At 45.8% G+C, this 18,563-nt stretch carries 13 protein-coding genes; 7 read left to right on the forward strand and 6 right to left on the reverse strand.

Translation table 11 applies throughout. From position 1 onward, the window contains the following. The first annotated feature begins 3 nt into the window (after window positions 1–3). The 3 genes from nrdG (at window position 4) to EPB59_RS13920 (ending at window position 2,509) form a co-directional block, all read left to right on the forward strand. Window positions 4–471 (forward strand): anaerobic ribonucleoside-triphosphate reductase-activating protein, encoded by a 468-nt coding sequence (nrdG, locus tag EPB59_RS13910; RefSeq protein ID WP_055049817.1) that lies wholly within the window; start codon window positions 4–6, stop codon window positions 469–471. A 122-nt stretch (window positions 472–593) separates the two neighbouring features. Continuing rightward, a complete protein-coding gene (locus tag EPB59_RS13915; RefSeq protein ID WP_154173330.1) occupies window positions 594–1,775 on the forward strand; it encodes an aromatic amino acid transaminase in 1,182 nt (393 codons plus the stop codon). A gap of 56 nt (window positions 1,776–1,831) precedes the next feature. Continuing rightward, on the forward strand, window positions 1,832–2,509 hold the full coding sequence (locus tag EPB59_RS13920) for an ATP-dependent zinc protease family protein (RefSeq protein ID WP_154173332.1): 678 nt from the start codon (window positions 1,832–1,834) through the stop codon (window positions 2,507–2,509). 54 nt (window positions 2,510–2,563) lie between these two features. On the opposite strand, the gene fruA is transcribed toward EPB59_RS13920, so the two are convergent. From fruA to fruB, 3 genes are read right to left on the reverse strand one after another with little or no spacing between them, the layout of a single operon-like run. After that, window positions 2,564–4,300 (reverse strand): PTS fructose transporter subunit IIBC, encoded by a 1,737-nt coding sequence (gene fruA / locus EPB59_RS13925; protein ID WP_195707181.1) that lies wholly within the window; start codon window positions 4,298–4,300, stop codon window positions 2,564–2,566. Window positions 4,301–4,318: 18 nt separating this feature from the next. After that, window positions 4,319–5,272, reverse strand: a complete 954-nt coding sequence (gene pfkB / locus EPB59_RS13930) for a 1-phosphofructokinase (RefSeq protein WP_055030493.1) — start codon at window positions 5,270–5,272, stop codon at window positions 4,319–4,321. 9 nt (window positions 5,273–5,281) lie between these two features. Further along, on the reverse strand, window positions 5,282–6,421 hold the full coding sequence (gene fruB / locus EPB59_RS13935) for a fused PTS fructose transporter subunit IIA/HPr protein (RefSeq protein WP_154173336.1): 1,140 nt from the start codon (window positions 6,419–6,421) through the stop codon (window positions 5,282–5,284). A 355-nt stretch (window positions 6,422–6,776) separates the two neighbouring features. On the opposite strand from fruB, the gene cra reads away from it, so the two are divergent. From cra to cqsS, 4 genes are all read left to right on the forward strand, one after another. Further along, window positions 6,777–7,757: a catabolite repressor/activator gene (gene cra, locus EPB59_RS13940; RefSeq protein ID WP_154173338.1), complete on the forward strand. Its 981-nt coding sequence runs from the start codon at window positions 6,777–6,779 to the stop codon at window positions 7,755–7,757. Between the two features lie 168 nt (window positions 7,758–7,925). Beyond that, window positions 7,926–9,065, forward strand: a complete 1,140-nt coding sequence (locus EPB59_RS13945) for an exonuclease SbcCD subunit D (RefSeq protein ID WP_154173340.1) — start codon at window positions 7,926–7,928, stop codon at window positions 9,063–9,065. Window position 9,066: 1 nt separating this feature from the next. Next, complete coding sequence (locus tag EPB59_RS13950; RefSeq protein WP_154173342.1) at window positions 9,067–12,108, forward strand: AAA family ATPase; 3,042 nt, start codon at window positions 9,067–9,069, stop codon at window positions 12,106–12,108. A 99-nt stretch (window positions 12,109–12,207) separates the two neighbouring features. Beyond that, window positions 12,208–14,268: a quorum-sensing CAI-1 autoinducer sensor kinase/phosphatase CqsS gene (gene cqsS, locus EPB59_RS13955; protein ID WP_154173344.1), complete on the forward strand. Its 2,061-nt coding sequence runs from the start codon at window positions 12,208–12,210 to the stop codon at window positions 14,266–14,268. 49 nt (window positions 14,269–14,317) lie between these two features. Here cqsS and cqsA read toward each other — a convergent pair whose 3' ends face one another. From cqsA to clcA, 3 genes are all read right to left on the reverse strand, one after another. Beyond that, window positions 14,318–15,487, reverse strand: a complete 1,170-nt coding sequence (gene cqsA, locus EPB59_RS13960) for an alpha-hydroxyketone-type quorum-sensing autoinducer synthase (RefSeq protein WP_154173346.1) — start codon at window positions 15,485–15,487, stop codon at window positions 14,318–14,320. Window positions 15,488–15,683: 196 nt separating this feature from the next. Continuing rightward, window positions 15,684–16,646 (reverse strand): TDT family transporter, encoded by a 963-nt coding sequence (locus EPB59_RS13965; protein WP_055049825.1) that lies wholly within the window; start codon window positions 16,644–16,646, stop codon window positions 15,684–15,686. Window positions 16,647–16,749: 103 nt separating this feature from the next. Next, entirely contained in the window at window positions 16,750–18,156 is a 1,407-nt protein-coding gene (gene clcA, locus EPB59_RS13970; protein ID WP_154173348.1) for a H(+)/Cl(-) exchange transporter ClcA, read from the reverse strand. Window positions 18,157–18,563 lie beyond the last annotated feature (407 nt).

Genomic DNA, 18,563 nt, shown 5'->3' on the forward strand with positions numbered 1-18,563 from the left:
CTTATGAATTATCATCAATATTACCCCATTGATGTTGTCAACGGACCGGGGACACGCTGTACGCTGTTTGTCTCCGGTTGCGAGCATCAATGCAAAGGGTGCTATAACCAAAGCACTTGGTCACTCACCTCTGGGCATCTTTACACTCAAGAGTTGGAAGATCAGATTATTGCGGATTTGAATGACACGCGGATCAAACGGCGCGGTTTATCTCTTTCAGGGGGTGATCCCCTTCATCCCGCGAATGTTGATACCGTGCTGCGTTTGGTTCGTCGAGTGAAAGAGGAATGTCCTGGTAAAGATATCTGGTTATGGACTGGTTATCGACTGGACGATTTTAATGACGCACAACAAGCGTTGCTGCCTTATCTTGATGTATTGGTGGATGGCAAATTTGAACAAGCCCTCGCGGATCCGATGCTGGAGTGGCGGGGCAGTGCTAATCAAGTGATCCATCGCTTCACGGTGTAATGTTGTTGTTCTCAGCGCTGTATGTAACGCCGTTGCGCTGAGAACAAAAAATCCCTTTCGGTTTTTATCTATCTGGTTTACTTTGTGGGTTGTTACCTGAATTTCAAAGGGTTGTGACTTTCATGTTTACTCATTTACCAGCACCAGTTTTAGATCCAATTCTTTCTCTCTCCGTTGCCTTTCGTAATGATCCTCGTCCACAAAAAGTGGATCTAGGAATAGGCGTTTATAAAAACAGTTTGGGCGAAACCCCGATCATGCGCGCGGTAGCATTGGCGCAAGAAAAGGTGGTTGCGACTCAGAAAACCAAATCGTACGTTGGTCTTGCCGGATGCGAAGAATTTAATCAGAGCATGTTGCAACTGGTACTTGGCTCAACGCTGGATACCGAGCGCACGATTGCGATCCAAACGCCAGGAGCCAGTGGTGCACTGCGTATGTTAGGCGATTTAATGCGTGTGGCGCAGCCGGAAACGACCGTTTGGATCACGGATCCTAGCTATGTAAACCACAAGCCCGTGATGGAAGCCGCTGGTCTGAAAGTGCGTTACTACCGCTATTTCAGCCGTGAAACCAAAATGGTGGATACCGAACAGATGTTAGCGGATCTGGCACAAGCCGGTCCAAAAGATGTGGTTTTACTGCATGGTTGTTGTCATAACCCTACGGGAGCGGACATTGACTTTTCTGCATGGCAAGCAATCACAGATTTAGCACAGAAAAATGGCTTTATTCCCTTTGTCGACATTGCTTATCAAGGTTTTGGTGATGGTTTAGAACAAGATGCGCAAGGCTTACGTTATATGGCTGAGCGCATGGAAGAAATGTTAATTACGACCTCTTGTTCTAAGAACTTTGGATTGTACCGAGAACGAACCGGTGCGGCCATTGTGCTTGGTAAAAGCTTGCAAGATGTCACCAACGCACGGGGTAAAATGCTTACTTTGGCGCGCTCTACGTATACGATGCCACCAGATCACGGTGCCGCATTAGTGAAGACAGTGCTAAGAGATGAGCAGTTGACCGCGATCTGGAAGCAAGAGCTGAACGAAATGCAGCAACGTTTGTTAACTCTGCGCAAAGATTTGTGTAATGAGTTGAGAAATCAACACAATACGCGACAATTAGACTTCATTGAAAGCCACAGGGGGATGTTTACGGTGTTAGGCTTCTCAGCTGAGCAGATGGGGCGTTTACGTGAAGAGTTTGCCATTTACGGTGTGGCAGATGGTCGTATTAATATCGCTGGATTGACCGAGAAAGACATCCCGTATGTGGCGAATGCAATTATCCAGGTGTCATAAAGAAGATGGCAAAATCATACCCAATCAGGAAGGGTGGTATTTGATTAGGTGAAAGTATGAATCATCCACTGAAATTGTTAGTGTCTTTAATGTTAAGTAGCGGGTTGGTGGCGTGTGCCACCACTCCTTTACCCGCAGAGCCCGAGAAAAATGCCACACCACCTGTAACTCCGGTGGTTGAAGCTCCAAAAGCCGTTGTTGATGAAAATGCACCCTTGGTAGAAACATTACCTCGCCTAGAACCGGCACATTCATTTGAGTCGGAAGTCAAAGATGACTTCTCTATGGTGAAACACACATCTGACGGCAAGATCGTGTTAGGGGATAAAGAGTGGGTTTACCTCCCTGGGTTGAAAGAGAGTTTCAAAGCACGTATCGATACTGGGGCAACCACGTCATCGATCAGTGCGGTAGACATCGTCGCTTTTGAACGCAGTGGTCAAGACTGGGTGAAGTTTCGTATCGAGCACGACAATGTGCGTAGTGAAGAAATCAGTTTACCGGTTGAACGTTGGGTGAGAATTCGTCAATCCAGTGCTGAGAAGCCGCAACGTCGAGCTGTGGTAATGGCATGGATCCAAATTGGTGATCTTAAAGAATATACTGAGTTTACTTTGACGGATCGTACCCATTTAACTTACCCACTTTTGCTGGGTCGTAGTTTCTTCAAAGATGTGGCGGTGGTAGATGTTTCTCGCCACTATATTCAAGAGAAGTTCCCACAAAACAAATGATTAAATGAAAAAAAGCCAGTGTTTAACCACTGGCTTTTTTATCTCATTGAGATTTTAAGCGGTCACTGGCTTAGCCTGTGCCGATTTTTTTACCATTGCATATCCGAAACCGGTGATCGCAGTACCGACCGCAATGGCCACTAAGTAGAGCAATACTGGGCTAATCGCATTTGGGATCAGCAGCACGAACAGACCACCGTGTGGAGCCATCAGTTTCGCGCCAAACAGCATAGAAAGCGCACCCGTCACCGCACCACCAGCCATACAAGCTGGAATCACACGCATTGGGTCTTTCGCTGCAAACGGAATTGCCCCTTCAGAAATAAAGCATAAACCTAATACAAAAGATGCTTTACCCGCTTCACGTTCACCTGCTTCAAACTTGTCTTTGGCGATGAATGTAGCAAGCCCCATCCCGAGCGCAGGAACCATACCCGCTGCCATGATTGCTGCCATTGGCGCATACGTTTGTGATGCCAGCAGACCTACACCGAAAGTGTACGCGGCTTTGTTGACGGGGCCACCTAAGTCGAAACACATCATCGCACCAAGCACAATACCAAGTAGAACTGCGTTGGCTGAACCCATGTTGTTTAAGAACGTGGTCATCGCTGCCATGATGCTCGACATCGGTCCACCCACCACATAAATCATCACTAAGCCTGTGAATAAGCTAGCAATAAATGGGATGATCAGGATCGGTTTGAGCGCAGCCATGGATTGCGGGAGCTGCACTTTGTCTGCAATAAATTTGGCGCTATAACCGGCAAGGAAACCGGCTACTATGCCGCCAAGAAAGCCTGCACCGGTTGAACTTGCTAGCATACCGCCAATCAAGCCTGGGGCTAATCCGGGACGGTCAGCGATCGAGAATGCAATGTAACCCGCTAAAACAGGGATCATTAAGGCAAAGGCGGAGCCGCCACCAATTTGCATTAATGCCGCTGCCAATGTGCCTTCTTGTTTAAATGCTTCAATACCGAACACGAAAGAGAGCGCAATGATCAAGCCCCCTGCAACCACTACCGGCAGCATATGTGATACGCCAGTCATCAGGTGTTTGTATACACCTTTTTTCTCTGCAGATTGTTCGTTCGCATTGGCGCCGGTTGTGCTTGAGAACGTTTTGGCTTGAGCAAACGCGTTAGTTAACTCTTGAGCGGTCTTCTTCAATGCCAAGCCAGTGCTCGTTTTATAAAGAGGTTTGCCGTGGAAACGTTCCAGAGGCACATCAATATCCGCAGCGATGATCACAAGATCTGCATCGGCAATGTCTTGCGTCGTCAATTGGTTTTTAGCACCCACCGAACCGCGTGTTTCTACTTTGATCTGGTGTCCTTGTCGTACAGCTTCCGCTTCTAGTGCTTCTGCTGCCATAAAGGTGTGAGCAACACCAGTAGGGCAAGCCGTAATAGCGACAATTTTTTTCGCGGCAACAGGCGCTGTGGTGGGGGTATCACAGCGTGTTGCTTGGGCGGAACTCAGTTTGGTAGCTTGTGCTGCAGCTTGAGTTAGATAAGCCACAGGATCAGAGGTACAGGCCGAAATGGTGCTTTGATACACTTTTTTGCCCACAAAGCGTTGTGTATCTATTGAACTGTTTGTGGCCAGAACCACCAAGTCTGCAGCGCGGATTTCGTCTGCGGTCAAGGAGTGACCCGTGATCACTGTAGAGTGGCATTCAATCATTGCCTCCCAACCAAGGGTTTTAGAGGCTTGTTGCAGTAAACCTGCCGCAATTATGCTGTTAGCAACGCCACTTGGGCATGCGGTTACGATGGCTATTTTCATATTCATGACCTTCTGTCCTTAGGCACTCATCGTAGGATGGAGTGCGGATACTTGAATTTGTTGTTGTAGAGTATTGAGTTGTTCTTTATCGCTGATGCCTACACCCACTTGCGTCACCGCAAGAGCCGATAGGGCCGTGGCGAAACGGAGTAAATCATCCTTCTCCATATGTTGCATATGACCCCAGCATAGACCAGCAACCAGCGTATCGCCTGCACCAACAGTGCTCACTACTTGCATCTTGGGTGGTTTAGCATGCAGCCATTCATTTTCATTGAGCCACATCACACCATTAGCTCCCATAGAGATGACGATGTTTTCAATCTCTTTTTGTGCGAGTTGAGATGCTGCTTGTTGGCATTCCTTTAACGTAGTCAGTTCTTTACCACACCATTGGGAAAGTTCTTCATCGTTAGGCTTGATAAGCCAAGGCTTCGCTTCAAGACCTGCCATGAGCGCCTCACGGCTACTATCAAAGAGCACTTTTTTATTCATACTGCGAAGTTGGCTAATCCAACCGGCACAGTGCTGCGGCGAAATGCCCTTAGGTAGGCTGCCTGCCAGTACGAAATAATCATGATCTTGTGCTAGGCGCAGTAATGTGGCTTCAAAAGCATCAATATCGGCTTGAGTGACAGTAATGCCCGGGAAATTGATATCGCTGACTGCACCATTGTGTTCAACCAATTTGACATTGATACGAGTCGCACCGTCGATGCGGATAAACTCATCATGAACACCGAGCTGATCAAACAACTGACAAAACAGCTCTTGGTTATCACGGCCAAGAAAACCGGTGACGGTGACGTCTGCACCTAACTCGCTGAGAACTTTGGCGACATTGACGCCTTTACCCGCGGCATGCAGTGAACTGTGCTCAACAAGGCTGACCGATCCGACATTGAGCTGATCCATGCTACCGGTTAAATCCAAAGCAGGGTTCAGTGTGATGGTGACAACTTTATTCGTCATGATGCCTCCTTAACCTTCACCTAAGCCTGCATTGATCGCCGCGCCAATCGCTTGCAGTGCAGCCTCTGCATCTGGCCCTTCCGCCGTAAATTGCAGTTGATGATTGTGTTTCACCCCAAGCGCAATCACTTTCATTAGGCTTTTCGCGTTGACGACTTGTCCATCACCATCGAGGTTAGAGACGCGAATGTTAGATTCAAATTTCTTCGCTTCCGCGACAAGCATCGCCCCGGGTCGAGCATGCAAACCATGGGTATTTTTAATCCGAAACGTTGCGTTGTGTCCGGTGGTGATGACCGGCTCGGCAACGGTTTCATTCTGTTCAGTAAACAGGCTAATCAACTGATTGACATCGGCTTGCAACAATGAAGCTTGTTTTTGTTGGAATACGAGTTCGGTAATTTTGGCCAGGAAAGGTTGATGTACATCGTTGCAAACGGAAAACGCAATTAAGGCTTTAACTGGTTGCTCATTATATTCACAATGGTTCGCAGTGGTCACAATCGACATACCTGTACGTTTGACAGCGCGATCACTGGCGAGTAACCAAAGACCATGACCCAAATGCGTTGGCGATTTCGTGACTAGATCAGCTACAAATTCACTTTCTGCACAGCCAGTATTTCTTAATAATCCACCCGCTACCGCACTCATCTGTACCATATCGCTGGCAGGGAACTGCAATTGAATCAATGAGGCATCAAAGTCTGGGTTGAGTTGGGCTTCACCTTTGATCACCGCGATGATTTGCTGGGCAGTTTTAGCTTGCTGTAGCGCTTGTTCAACACCATCGGCAGATAACACCTTAGTCAGTTGTTTGAGAATACCTAAGTGTTCGTCTGACTTGGCGGCAATACCAATGGCCACGTATACGCGGTTACCTTCTCCCCAATCTAATCCATCAGGGAAGTGCATCGCAGTGACGCCAGTTTGCTTTACTAACTCGCGGGTATCGGTGGTTCCATGTGGAATGGCAATTCCGTTACCGAGATACGTAGAGTGTTGCGCTTCGCGATTGAGCATACCTTGCGCATAGCCTTCAGCGACTAAACCTTTACTGGTTAGGGCATGAGCGAGTCCTTGAATCGCAGCTTGCTTATTCGCAAAGTGTTGCTGCAATTGAATATCTTGTGAAGTGAGTTCCAACATACTTAACCTCTTTTGGCCTTGTGGGCTGCCTACTAGGGCGGGATAACCTCGGTTGCATTTACCGGTTAGTCAGGCTTAATCGTCTGTATAGGTCATCCATTGTGTTTTGGTAAACCAAAAGCTGAATCGGTTCAGCTTTTGGGGCAAAAAAATTCAGCAAAGCCTCGAATTATCACGATCTTGCTGCTTTATCTTTCACTATCTACACCAACTAAAAATGTAGACTGTGAGTTAAGGGTACTTTTGCTGAATCCTTTCAGCTTTAATACTGAATCGATTCAGCGTATAATTCAACTCCAAGCAAGGATCAAAAATCGCGTTCTATGATCGGACGCACATAAAATGAGTAACCACTATGACACTGGATGAAATCGCAAAATTGGCGGGCGTTTCGAAAACTACGGCCAGTTATGTGATCAATGGCAAAGCGCAAAAGTATCGGATCAGTGAGAAAACCCAGCAAAAAGTGATGGCGGTGGTCGAGCAGTATAATTTTCGTCCCGATCATGCCGCCTCGGCGTTACGTGCCGGTAACAGCCGGTCTTTTGGTTTGATCATTCCTGATCTGGAAAACACCAGTTATGCACGCTTGGCAAAACTGCTGGAACAAAACTCGCGACAGGCGGGGTATCAAATTTTGATTGCCTGTTCAGACGATGATCCTGAGATTGAAATGGCGGCGGCTGAGGCATTAGTCTCAAGACGAATTGATGCTTTATTTGTAGCCAGCGGTATTCCTAACGCGAGTGAGTTTTATCTCAAATTACAACAATCGGGTACACCAGTGATCGCGATTGACCGTGCACTGGATGATGAGTTTTTCTCTTGTGTGATCAGCGAAGATTTTGGCGCTGCCTTTGAATTAACCCGTTCATTATTAAGCCATGACGTTAAGAGTGTTGGCTTGGTTGGAGCTTTACCTGAACTGAGCGTTTCCCGTGAGCGGGAGCAGGGTTTTACGATGGCGGCAAACGAGCGCAGCTTGTCCGTTATCCTCGGTTACGGCGAACACTTTAATCGTGAAGAAGGCCGTAAAGTCTTTGCACGCTGGGTGGAAAGCAACCAATTACCGGATGCGGTTGTGGCAACTTCATATACCTTGTTAGAAGGCATTTTGGATGTTCTGCTTGAACAACCAGAGCTGATGCAAAAAGTGCGTTTAGCCACTTTTGGTGATAATCGCCTACTCGATTTTTTACCGATGCGAGTCAATTCGCTGCCTCAACAGTTTGAATTGATCGCTGATAGTGCGCTGGCATTGGCGCTTAATGCTTCAGCCAAACGTTATCAAACGGGGATTGAACTGATCCCGCGTCAGCTAAAAGTGCGCTCTTAAATCCGCGCTATTGCGCCGTGGTGGAGTATGGTGCAAAGCCTTGCTCCAAACCCTGGTGAGATAGCATAAAAAAGACTGATTTATCGCAACTTATCGCGGTACAACATCGAAATTGCGCAAAATAAAGGTATGATATGCGCCAGTTTTCGTTTTCCCCTCAGGCAAGGCATGAAGTTTCTGCATACCTCAGATTGGCATCTCGGTCGCCAATTTCATCAAGTCTCACTATTGGATGATCAACGAGCGGTACTCGACCAATTGATCACCTATTTACGTAATAACCCCGTGGATGCCGTGATTGTGGCGGGGGATATTTATGATCGCTCCGTCCCTCCGACAGCGGCTATTGACTTGCTTGATGATGTCGTACGCGTGATTTGTGGGGAATTGAATACGCCATTATTGATGATCCCAGGTAACCACGATGGTGCAAAACGTTTAGGCTTTGCTGCCAGCCAGATGAAAAAATCGGGTTTGCACATTTTTGCTGATTTTGAGCAGCTGATGCAGCCTTTAGTGCTGCACTCAGAGCAAGCGGGTGAAGTGGCATTCTGGGGAATGCCTTACCATGATCCAGAATTAGTACGTCACCACTTTCACAATGACATCAATAGCCATGACACTGCACATCAGTTCTTGTGTGAAAACATTCTCGCGCAAACGCAACCTTCCCAAAGAAATGTATTAATCAGCCATTGCTTTGTTGATGGCGCAATGGAATCTGAGTCTGAACGCCCTTTATCGATTGGAGGCTCAGACCGTGTTGATCATCGCCATTTCTTGCCTTTTGATTATGTTGCGCTTGGGCATTTACATCAGCCACAAATGAAAGGGGCTGAGCACATTCGCTATTCAGGCTCTCTCATGAAATACAGTTTCGGTGAGCAGCACCAAAGCAAAGGCGCAACGTTGGTCGAATTAGATCAGCAAGGTTTTGTGCGTGCCACCTCCGTACCGCTGCAAGCGCCTCATCAAATGCGCATTATTGAAGGTGAACTCGAAGCGATTATAACCAGTGGCGCAACGGATCCTCAGCCAGAGGACTATTTGCTGGTTCGTCTGTTGGATAAGCACGCGATTTTAGATCCGATGGAGAAACTGCGTCAGGTCTATCCGAATGTGCTGCATATCGAAAAGCCGGGCATGTTGGTTGGCATTGACCAAGAAATGGGGAAAGCACGTTTGGCTCGGGGGGAATTGGATATGTTTCGTGATTTCTTTTTAGAAGCGCATCGTGAACCGTTAACTGAGCAGCAAGAAAAAGTGGTGCTTGAGGTGATCCAACGTCTAAAAACGGAGGGCGTGTAATATGCGTCCGTTAAAATTGACTCTACAAGCCTTTGGCCCTTTTGCTGGTAGAGAGGTAATTGATTTTACTGAACTTGGCGACGCGCCTCTGTTTTTAATTAATGGCGCAACCGGAGCGGGTAAAAGCTCGATTTTGGATGCTATTTGTTATGCCCTATATGGTGAAACAACGGGTAGTGAGCGTACTGGCGACCAGATGCGCTGTGATTTTGCTGATCCTGAGTGTTTAACGGAAGTTGTTTTTGAATTTGAACTTGCTGGTCGGGAGTACCAAATCACCCGTCAACCGGATCAAGAAATCCCGAAAAAACGTGGCGAAGGCATGACCAAAAAAGCCCATTCGGCGATGTTGGTGGCATTGAAAAAGGGTGAACAGGAACTGCTTGCGAATAAGCCTAGCCCCGTTGCGAAAGCGGTGGTTGAATTAATTGGCTTGGATGTAAAACAGTTTCGACAAGTGATGGTCTTGCCACAGGGCAAGTTTCGTGAACTGTTGACGGCAAACTCGAAAGAACGTGAGCAGATTTTTGGTCAACTGTTTCAAACTCAGCTCTACAGTCAAATTGAACGGGCATTATTTGAACGCGCTTCTGGGATCCGCAAAGAAAAGGAAGAATTTGATCAGCAAATCAAAGGGACTTTGAATGTTGTTGGGTTAGCCAATGAGGAGCAGTTGCAGACGGAGTTAGCTCACGTCACACCTCTACTTGGTCAAGCGCAACAAGAGCTAAAGAATAAACAGCTTGGATTGGATCAAGCTAAAGCCCAGTACCAAACGGCTTTGGAAATTGATCAGCAATTTGCTCGCCAGCAACAGCTGGTGGTTGAGCTTACTCTACATCAACAACAGGCGACACAGATTGATGCTCTGCGCCAGCAGCGGCAACAAGCCCAAAAAGCCGCGCATTTAGCCCCTGCACATCAGCAGTGGCAACAAACACAGCATGCTTTCCTTCAAGCAGAACAACGGGTTGAACAGCAAAAGTGGCAACTTGAACGCATCGAGATCCTGCAGCGCCAAGCTCAGGAAGCTAGCCAACAAGCGACGTTAGCCTGTGAAATCCTCCCCAAACTGAATGAACAATGTATTCAGTGGCAACAGGCTGAACAAAAGCTGCTCACGCAGGAAGCGGTACTGCAACGGGCCGTGAAATCGGAACGTGAACTGCAACTGACAACACAAAATGTACTGAACTTGCAGAATGCGACCGAACGGCTTAGCCAAGAGATAAAAGCCAAGCGTGGACAATGGGAGCAACAACAACGCCAGCTCACACATTTAGAGACCCAAAAGGCGCAACTTAACCACCTTATGTTGCACATTCAGGGACGAGAGCGTGAACAACGCTTGTTAGCAGAATTAAAAAGTGTTCAGCAAGAGCAGCAACATCTCGATCAAGCGCATCATCAAGCCCAAATTTATGTTGAGCAAGTTAAACATACCGCAGATGCATTGGAGTTAGCGTGGCATACCCAACGTGCGGCGGAATTGGCTCAAGCATTGCAGCCGGATCACCCTTGCCCAGTTTGTGGCAGTATTGAACATCCACATAAAGCACAGTTTTATGGTGACGTTGTCACCAAAGTCCAGGTTGAACAAGCTCGACAACAGCAGCAACAGGCTACCGAACGCTTACAAGTTGCACTGAATGTTTGTCAGCAACAGCGTTTCAAAGCACAGCAATTAGAGCAGACTATTGCAACTTTAGCGGATGAGTTGAAGGAGCAAAATGCGGCAGATTTTGTGACATTGCAGCAACAGCGGCAAGTACTACGCAGTGAAGTCGAGGTTTTGCAGCAGCTTAAACCCGAACAATTGCAACGCGAAATTGAAGAGGTAGAGCAGCGTTTAATCGAAGCAACCGCGGCGTTGGCAAAGCAAACTGAAACGAAGCAGCACGTTTGGCAGGCTTTAGCGCAAGCTCAAGCGGAACTGGCGAGTCTACGCCAAGATATTCCGGAAGCAATGTCGGATCTCAATACATTGCGTAACGCTATAGAACAAGTGCAGTTGCAAATGACTGGCTTACAAAAAAGTGAGCAGGAGGCTCGTGAGCAATGGGTGCAAACGCAAAAACAATTGGCAAGTGCTCAGGCCTCCTATCAAGCTGCGCAGGAGCAATATGCCCAATGTGATCAGCAAGCTCAGCAAGCGACACAGGATTGGCAGCAAGGTTTGCTCAAATATGGATTTTCCGATGAGCAACACTATTTATCCGCACGATTGAATGATGACACGCTCACTCATATTGAAAAACAAATTACTCAATATGAAGAACGCGGTGCAATGTTAAATGGTGAGCTGCAAGCGTTATCTCGTAAATTAAAAGCTAAAGAACCTCCGGTGCTTGAACCCTTGTTGCTTGGGGTGCGGGAGCATGAAGAATATGTAGCGCAAGCTTTGCAACAAATGACGCAACACCAATCGCGGTTAGATGGTTTACAACGAGTCGCGAAACAGCTTGCTGAGCTATACCAGAAAAACCGTCTGCTAGAAGATGAATATCAAGTAGTGGGGACGCTCAGTGATATTGCTAACGGTAAAACGGGCGCTAAAGTGAGCCTGCACCGTTTTGTGTTAGGGGTGTTATTGGATGATGTTTTACTGCAAGCCTCACAACGGTTACTCAAAATGAGCCGAGGCCGTTATTTGCTCAAGCGCAAAGAAGAAAGAGCCAAAGGCAATGTAGGGTCTGGCTTAGATCTGATGGTTGAAGACAGCTATAGCGGTAAATGGCGTGATGTGGCGACGTTGTCGGGCGGTGAATCATTCATGGCGGCACTCGCATTAGCGCTTGGGTTGTCCGATATTGTGCAGTCATACAGTGGAGGCATTCGTCTTGATACGTTATTCATTGATGAAGGTTTTGGGAGTTTGGATCCAGAGTCTTTGGATCTGGCAGTTCAAACATTAATCGATCTTCAGCAAGGTGGTCGTACGATCGGCATCATTTCCCATGTCAGTGAGTTAAAAGAGCAGATCGGGTTGCGGCTAGATGTATTGGCTACGCGTGTAGGCAGTACACTACAGATAGTGACATAAGATAAGAAAACCAAGGGCTATGATGATTATCACTGACCTAGCACGAGAGAATAGGTAAATTAGGTGCATATTAATGAATAGCGAGAGAACGCAACGGTAGTGACGGCGAGCATGGATGTGATAAAGAAAGTTTACCAGTACGCGGAACCCAATCTGTCTTTAGTCGGATGGATGGGGATGCTTGGCTTTCCAGCCTACTATTTCATTTGGGAATACTGGTTTCCACAAGTCTATGAAAACTTAGGTTTGCGTTGTGCTGCAGCGGTACTGTTTTCTGGGTTGGCGTTTCGTGGGTCATTCCCTAAAAAATGGCAGCGCTACATGCCGCACTATTTTTTGTTGACTATAGGCTTCTGCTTACCTTTTTTCTTTTGTTTCATGATGTTGATGAACGATTGGTCAACGATTTGGGCCATGTCATTCATGGCATCAATATTTCTGCATATCTTACTCGTGCATGATACAAAAGTGATGGCACTACAAGCCATCTTCTCTGTGTTGATGGCATACCTTGCTGTGTATGGTTTTACGGATTTTCGTCCCTCTACCTTGATTGAGTGGCCGTATATTCCGGTTTTCTTGTTTACTTATGTTTTTGGCAATCTGTGTTTCTTTCGTAACCAGATTTCTCACGAAACCAAAGTATCGATTGCTAAAACCTTTGGTGCAGGGATTGCTCATGAGATGCGTAATCCACTCAGTGCACTAAAAACGTCTATCGATGTTATTCGTACCATGATCCCAAAGCCACAAGCCGCGGCGCAATCTGCATACCCACTGGATGCGCAAGAGCTGGATCTATTACACCAGATTTTGAATGAAGCGGATGAGGTTATTTACTCTGGTAATAACACCATTGATTTATTGCTGACATCGATCGACGAAAACCGAGTCTCTACCGCGAGTTTTAAAAAATACCCTGCAGCAGACGTCATCGAAAAAGCCTTGAAAACGTTCCCGTATAAAAATGTGGCGGATCAGCATGCTGTTCAGCTTGAAGTTATCCAACCGTTTGATTTTTTTGGTAGTGATACGCTATTGAGCTATGCATTATTTAACTTATTGAAAAATGCCTTTTATTACCAGAAAGAACAATTTTCTGTGCGAATTCAGATTGAGCAAAGCGACGAATGTAACCTGATTAAAGTCCGCGATAACGGTGTCGGGATCGCGTCTGAGATGTTGGAAGATATTTTCCGTGATTTTTATACTTTCGGTAAAAACGGTAGTTATGGGCTTGGCTTGCCATTTTGTCGGAAAGTCATGACCGCTTTTGGCGGCAGTATTCGTTGTTTTTCACAGCAAGGTGAATGGACAGAGTTTGTACTGGCGTTCCCTCGTTATGATTCTGATGTGGTACAAGACATTAAATCGGATTTATTAAAGTCTAAGTCTTTGATTTATATTGGCTCAAATCAAGCAATTGTTCGAGAGCTCAATCAATTAGCACTAGAAGATGAGTTTAAATTCACGGCTATTTCTGCTGTACAGGCAGTGAAACGCCAAGATTACGAATTTGAGTTTGATCTGATTTTGCTGGATTTGGATGAGGCAACAGCGCAAGGAGAATTACTTCCTAAGTTGGAAGGCACACTAAGTTTTGCAGAAGGCTGCATTGGCTATGTATATGATCCGGCTAAAGAGTATGCAGTCAATATCAACCGATACTTACATATTCAACCGATCAGTATCCATGCTGTGCTTCGTAAACCCCGAAGCATCATCGATCGTTTATTGTTTGAACAAGATTCATTGTTGATGAATCGTAACGCGATTCCTGTGCAGAAAAGTCGCCATGAGCGGCGAATTCTGGTGGTGGATGATAATCAATCCATCCGCACTTTTACGTCGATCCTACTTGAGCAACAAGGATACGAAGTGATACAAGCGAATGATGGCAGCGAAGTCCTTACTCATATGGATGAACACGCGATTGATCTGGTGTTGATGGATATCGAAATGCCGAATGTCGGGGGGCTAGAGGCAACCCACTTAATTCGCAGTTCTGATCGCGCTTATAAAAACGTCCCTATCATAGGTTATACCGGTGATAACAGCCCTAAGACGCTAGCGTTGATACAGACGTCGGGGATGAATGATTTTATTGTTAAACCCGCAGATCGTGATGTATTACTCAATAAAGTTGCAGCTTGGGTCTAAAAAGTGGGAGTTAACCTCCCACTTTAAAACGAAATAGGATTTTTATTCCCTATCGAAAGTAGAAATCACCACATTTCACTGCATCAGAACAAACTTCAATTATTTTTGAAATCTCTTCTTCAGTCACATCACTATTGAGCGATAAGCGAATAATGTTCTTGTTTTTTGAGGTTGCAGGACGACAAAATACAGAACCAAAAACGCCATTATTTTCTAAAAAATCACGAACCTTTTCCGTATTTCTCTCATCACCGGTTTCCAAGCCAATAATCTGACTTTCACTACGAATCGTTATTCCTAATTGGGTTAATCCAATCCGTAATTTTCTTGCCATACGTTCTAAGTGCTCCCGTTTATTATCGGCACATTGAATAATCTCTAATGTAGTTTCTAATCCAGCAGCTTCATAGGGCAGTAACGTTGAGCTGAAGATGGCTGGATAACTAATAAAAGGAACGCATCGATTGACTTCATTATTACACCAGATGGCTCCAGCGCGATAAGCAAACGTTTTTGCTAGGCTGGCAGTCATAAAATGGACATGTGAGGTGAGATTCAATTCAGCTAATAATCCTGCACCTTTAGGTCCATGCGTGCCTAGTGAGTGGGACTCATCCACCACTAAAGCGCAACCAAACTCCTGACTAATTTTTACCAACTCAGTTAATGGAGCAATAGTCCCAATGGTGCTGTAAATCGAATCGACCACGATGATTCCAGGCCCATGACGTTGAATCAGCATGCGCAAGTGGTCACAGTTGTTGTGCATAAAAGGGTGCGCTTGCGCATTGGCGTAGCGTATTCCTTCCCATAATGACATGTGAGCAAAGAAATCGATGTAGACATTCGTATTGGGTTGGCAGATGGTCTGCAGTAAACCCACATTCGCGTTCCAACCTGACTGAGATAATAAACACTCATCAAACCCCGTGAACTTGGCTAAGCGTTTTTCAAGCAGTGGTTTGTCATAATCATTTTGTAAAAATGATGCTGACATAAATAAACTTTGTTGTTCTTCCAGTAATGATTTAGCTAAGCGAGCTTTAATCAATGGGTGATTCGCTAATGCTAAATAATCATTACTTTGCAAAATAATGTCATCATTGCTGGCATGTTTACCTAATACGAGGTGTTTACCATTTTTGTTTATATCAAAATAATTTTCAATATAGTGATTAATCTTATCCTGAATAAAATCAGGAAGTTGTGGTCTGTTCATCGCAATATGTCCTAATTCTTAATAATTTAACGCCAGCTGACGAGTGATATATTGCGTGATTAAAAAAGTCTGTCATCTAGGAAAAATCAAAATTATTAGCGACCTAGAATAATTGATAATTCTCGATGGTGAGTGGAGGAAAAATCATTAGGGGTAGGGACTCTACCCCGAAGAATATTCTGATATTAAAAATAATTTAAGTTTTAGCTGAGTTATTTTTAAATAGTTCAGGCCAATACATTTTGATGTATCCCCAAGAAACCCAAGCAACCAAAATAGTCGCAATGCTGATCTCTAAGAAGCCAAAATAATGTAACCAATACCACTGGGGATGATCGGTGGCGAAAAACTCCGTTAAACGTTGCATGGCAACTGCACTGATCACCGATGGAAAAGTGACTGCTGCGATGGAAGGCTGAAATTGCAGACGCAGTAAACGCAGATAACAGAGGTAGATAAGTAAGGTCATGGTAATGGCAATGCCCGCTAAAGCCCCTGTCAGAATCGGGTCAGGCTGTGCAAAATTGACTAGATAAGTGGCTAAGGTCAGGTTAATAGGCGCAGCCATAATCGCCAGTGTAGGGCGCGCTCTTTTCGGTAAGGTTCCGGCAAAGACCAAGCGGTATAAGACAACCGGCAGCATGACGAAATAGATAGCGATACAGACGTTAACCATGGTTTCCGAAAACAGGGTGTGACCAAATTGGGTGCCTGCAAGTGAGCTGCTGATGACACCGACCGGATACAAAAACCAGCTAGGTACAATGTTTGCAAGCTTGAATTGACGCAACTGAAAATAGAAGAACAGCGTCATCATAGTTAAATGCAGTAATAAGGCTGCTGCCCATATCGGATAAGCAATGAAAGGAGAGAGGATGGCCAGATAGTCACATAAAATCAGTAATGCCATGCTCATTGGGGCCATTAGGCTGCCTGAAACTGGGTGTTGGAGGTCTGCAATAAAAGTACGCCAATTAAGGTATTTTAGTAGAACGGGAAGGAGTAATAAGGTTCCGCTAAAGGCCAAGTAAGGACGGATAATGATTCCAATGGTGGGGTAATAAAGCACCCAAGCGTGGCCTAATCCAATCATGCCTAATGCCAGTGCCGCTTGTGAGGGAGGCACGTTGTGTACTTGAGTAAACCTATACCAGTTCAATGATGGCTCCTTGGTTGAACATCCTAATCGGTATTAATAAAAAGCCGCTCGATTTCGCGAGCGGCTATTATCTGGTTTCATTATCCGTTAGGCAAACTGACTTTTATGAAGTGGTATTTTGCTGAGGGAGATCTTGTTGCTGTAATTTTTGGTTTTTCAGAGTGCGATGTAATAGCTGGCTATAGATGGGTTGGCCACCCAGTAACTGGGCAAAAATCACCGCACCTAAGCTGGTAATGATCAGTGGAAGAATAAGGTGGTAATTATTGGTCATTTCAATAACCAATAAAATCCCCGTAATTGGTGCTCGCACCGTGGCGGCGAAAAGAGCCCCCATACCAGCGATAGCAAACATGCCAGGTTCGATGTTGAGTTCTGGAAACCATGCTTGGGCAATGAGTCCAAAGGCATAACCAAAGAGAGTGCCTAGGGCGAGCATGGGAGCAAAGATACCGCCAGGCGCTCCAGAACCAAAACAGAGCAGGGTGGTAAAAATTCGCCCGGCGAACAGCAGTAACAGAATGCCCGCGCCATAACCGCCATTAGTGATGGTTGGAATTAGGCTGATACCGCCTCCCGTCAGTTCAGGTAAATAGAGCAATAAGAGACCAAAACAGCCACCAATCATTGAGCCTGTTAGTAAATAGCGTTTACGATCATTGCGATGAAATTTGACGAACAAGTCCTGAGCTAAGGTGATCAGATAGTTAAACAATACCCCGAAGACGCCAAACAGAGCACCAAGTAACAAGAAAAGGCCAAGGGTGGATAATCCAGGGGCATCGTATTGTGGCATGCTGATCACGGCCGCTTGACCGTTAACGAGTCGAAATACGATATTAGCGGCCACGGCAGAGATGATCACCGCACGCACGGAGATCAAGGTATAGCGAAATTGTGGTCGCATCTCTTCGATCACAAACATAATGCCGGCAAGAGGGGCGTTAAATGCGGCAGCAAGACCTCCTGCCGCACCCGCAGCCAGCAATGAGTGGCGCGTATCTTCGTTTTTTACTCGGAAAATATCGGAGATCATCCGCCCAACGGCACCGCCCATTTGTACTGTAGGACCTTCGCGACCAAGCACCATCCCTGAGCCCAACGCACCCATCCCACCAAAAAACTTCACGGGCAATACTCGCCACCAACGAACAGGTCGCATACCATCCATCGCCCCTTCAATTTCTGGAATGCCGGAACCTGCGGCTTCAGGGGCGAATCGATGAACTAGGAAGTAACCAATAAAAGCCAGAAATGCACTAATCAAAAATGCAGCCAGCCAGAGTGGTAAAAAACTGCCGATTTCACTTTTTAACCAGTCAGTTCGAGTCTCTGACACTAAATGGACGGCATGTTCAAAGTAGGTACCGACTAAGCCAGCCAAAATGCCAACGAGTAAAGAGAGAAAGAGCACTGACAGGGGTGTTTTATCTTTAGAGAGAAATTGATTGATGGCATCTTTGGGCACTTTTGCCATCAAACTGATCTTAAACGTCTCTCTGGTCGACATGCTAATAACACCTACGAATATGTTTGAAGGGAAGGAACGCGGGAATTATACGCCGCATGAGGTTCAACTATAGCGATAAAGTTGAAATATTGATTTCCATATATGGTTGATTTAACGGATTATTCTAAAAAAATTGAGATCCATGCCAAATATTGAGTAAGTTGTCTTGTAAATCCAGCATTATGTACCATAGTTAAAGCGTAAGGTTAGTGAGAACATTTCTGATGGAGGATATGGAACCTTACAGACAATTTGGATGGAATCAAAACGTTCATATCAGTACCTCGGTAAAGAGACGCTTGCAAACATAGTCAAGCGAATTCGCAAAAACTCACGATTGAGTCTACGAGGAAAAAGGCGCGCTTTACAGTGCGCCTTTTGCATTTCTGCTATTCATCCAATTTGGA

This window comes from Vibrio metoecus (assembly GCF_009665255.1).
Lineage (GTDB): Bacteria > Pseudomonadota > Gammaproteobacteria > Enterobacterales > Vibrionaceae > Vibrio > Vibrio metoecus_B.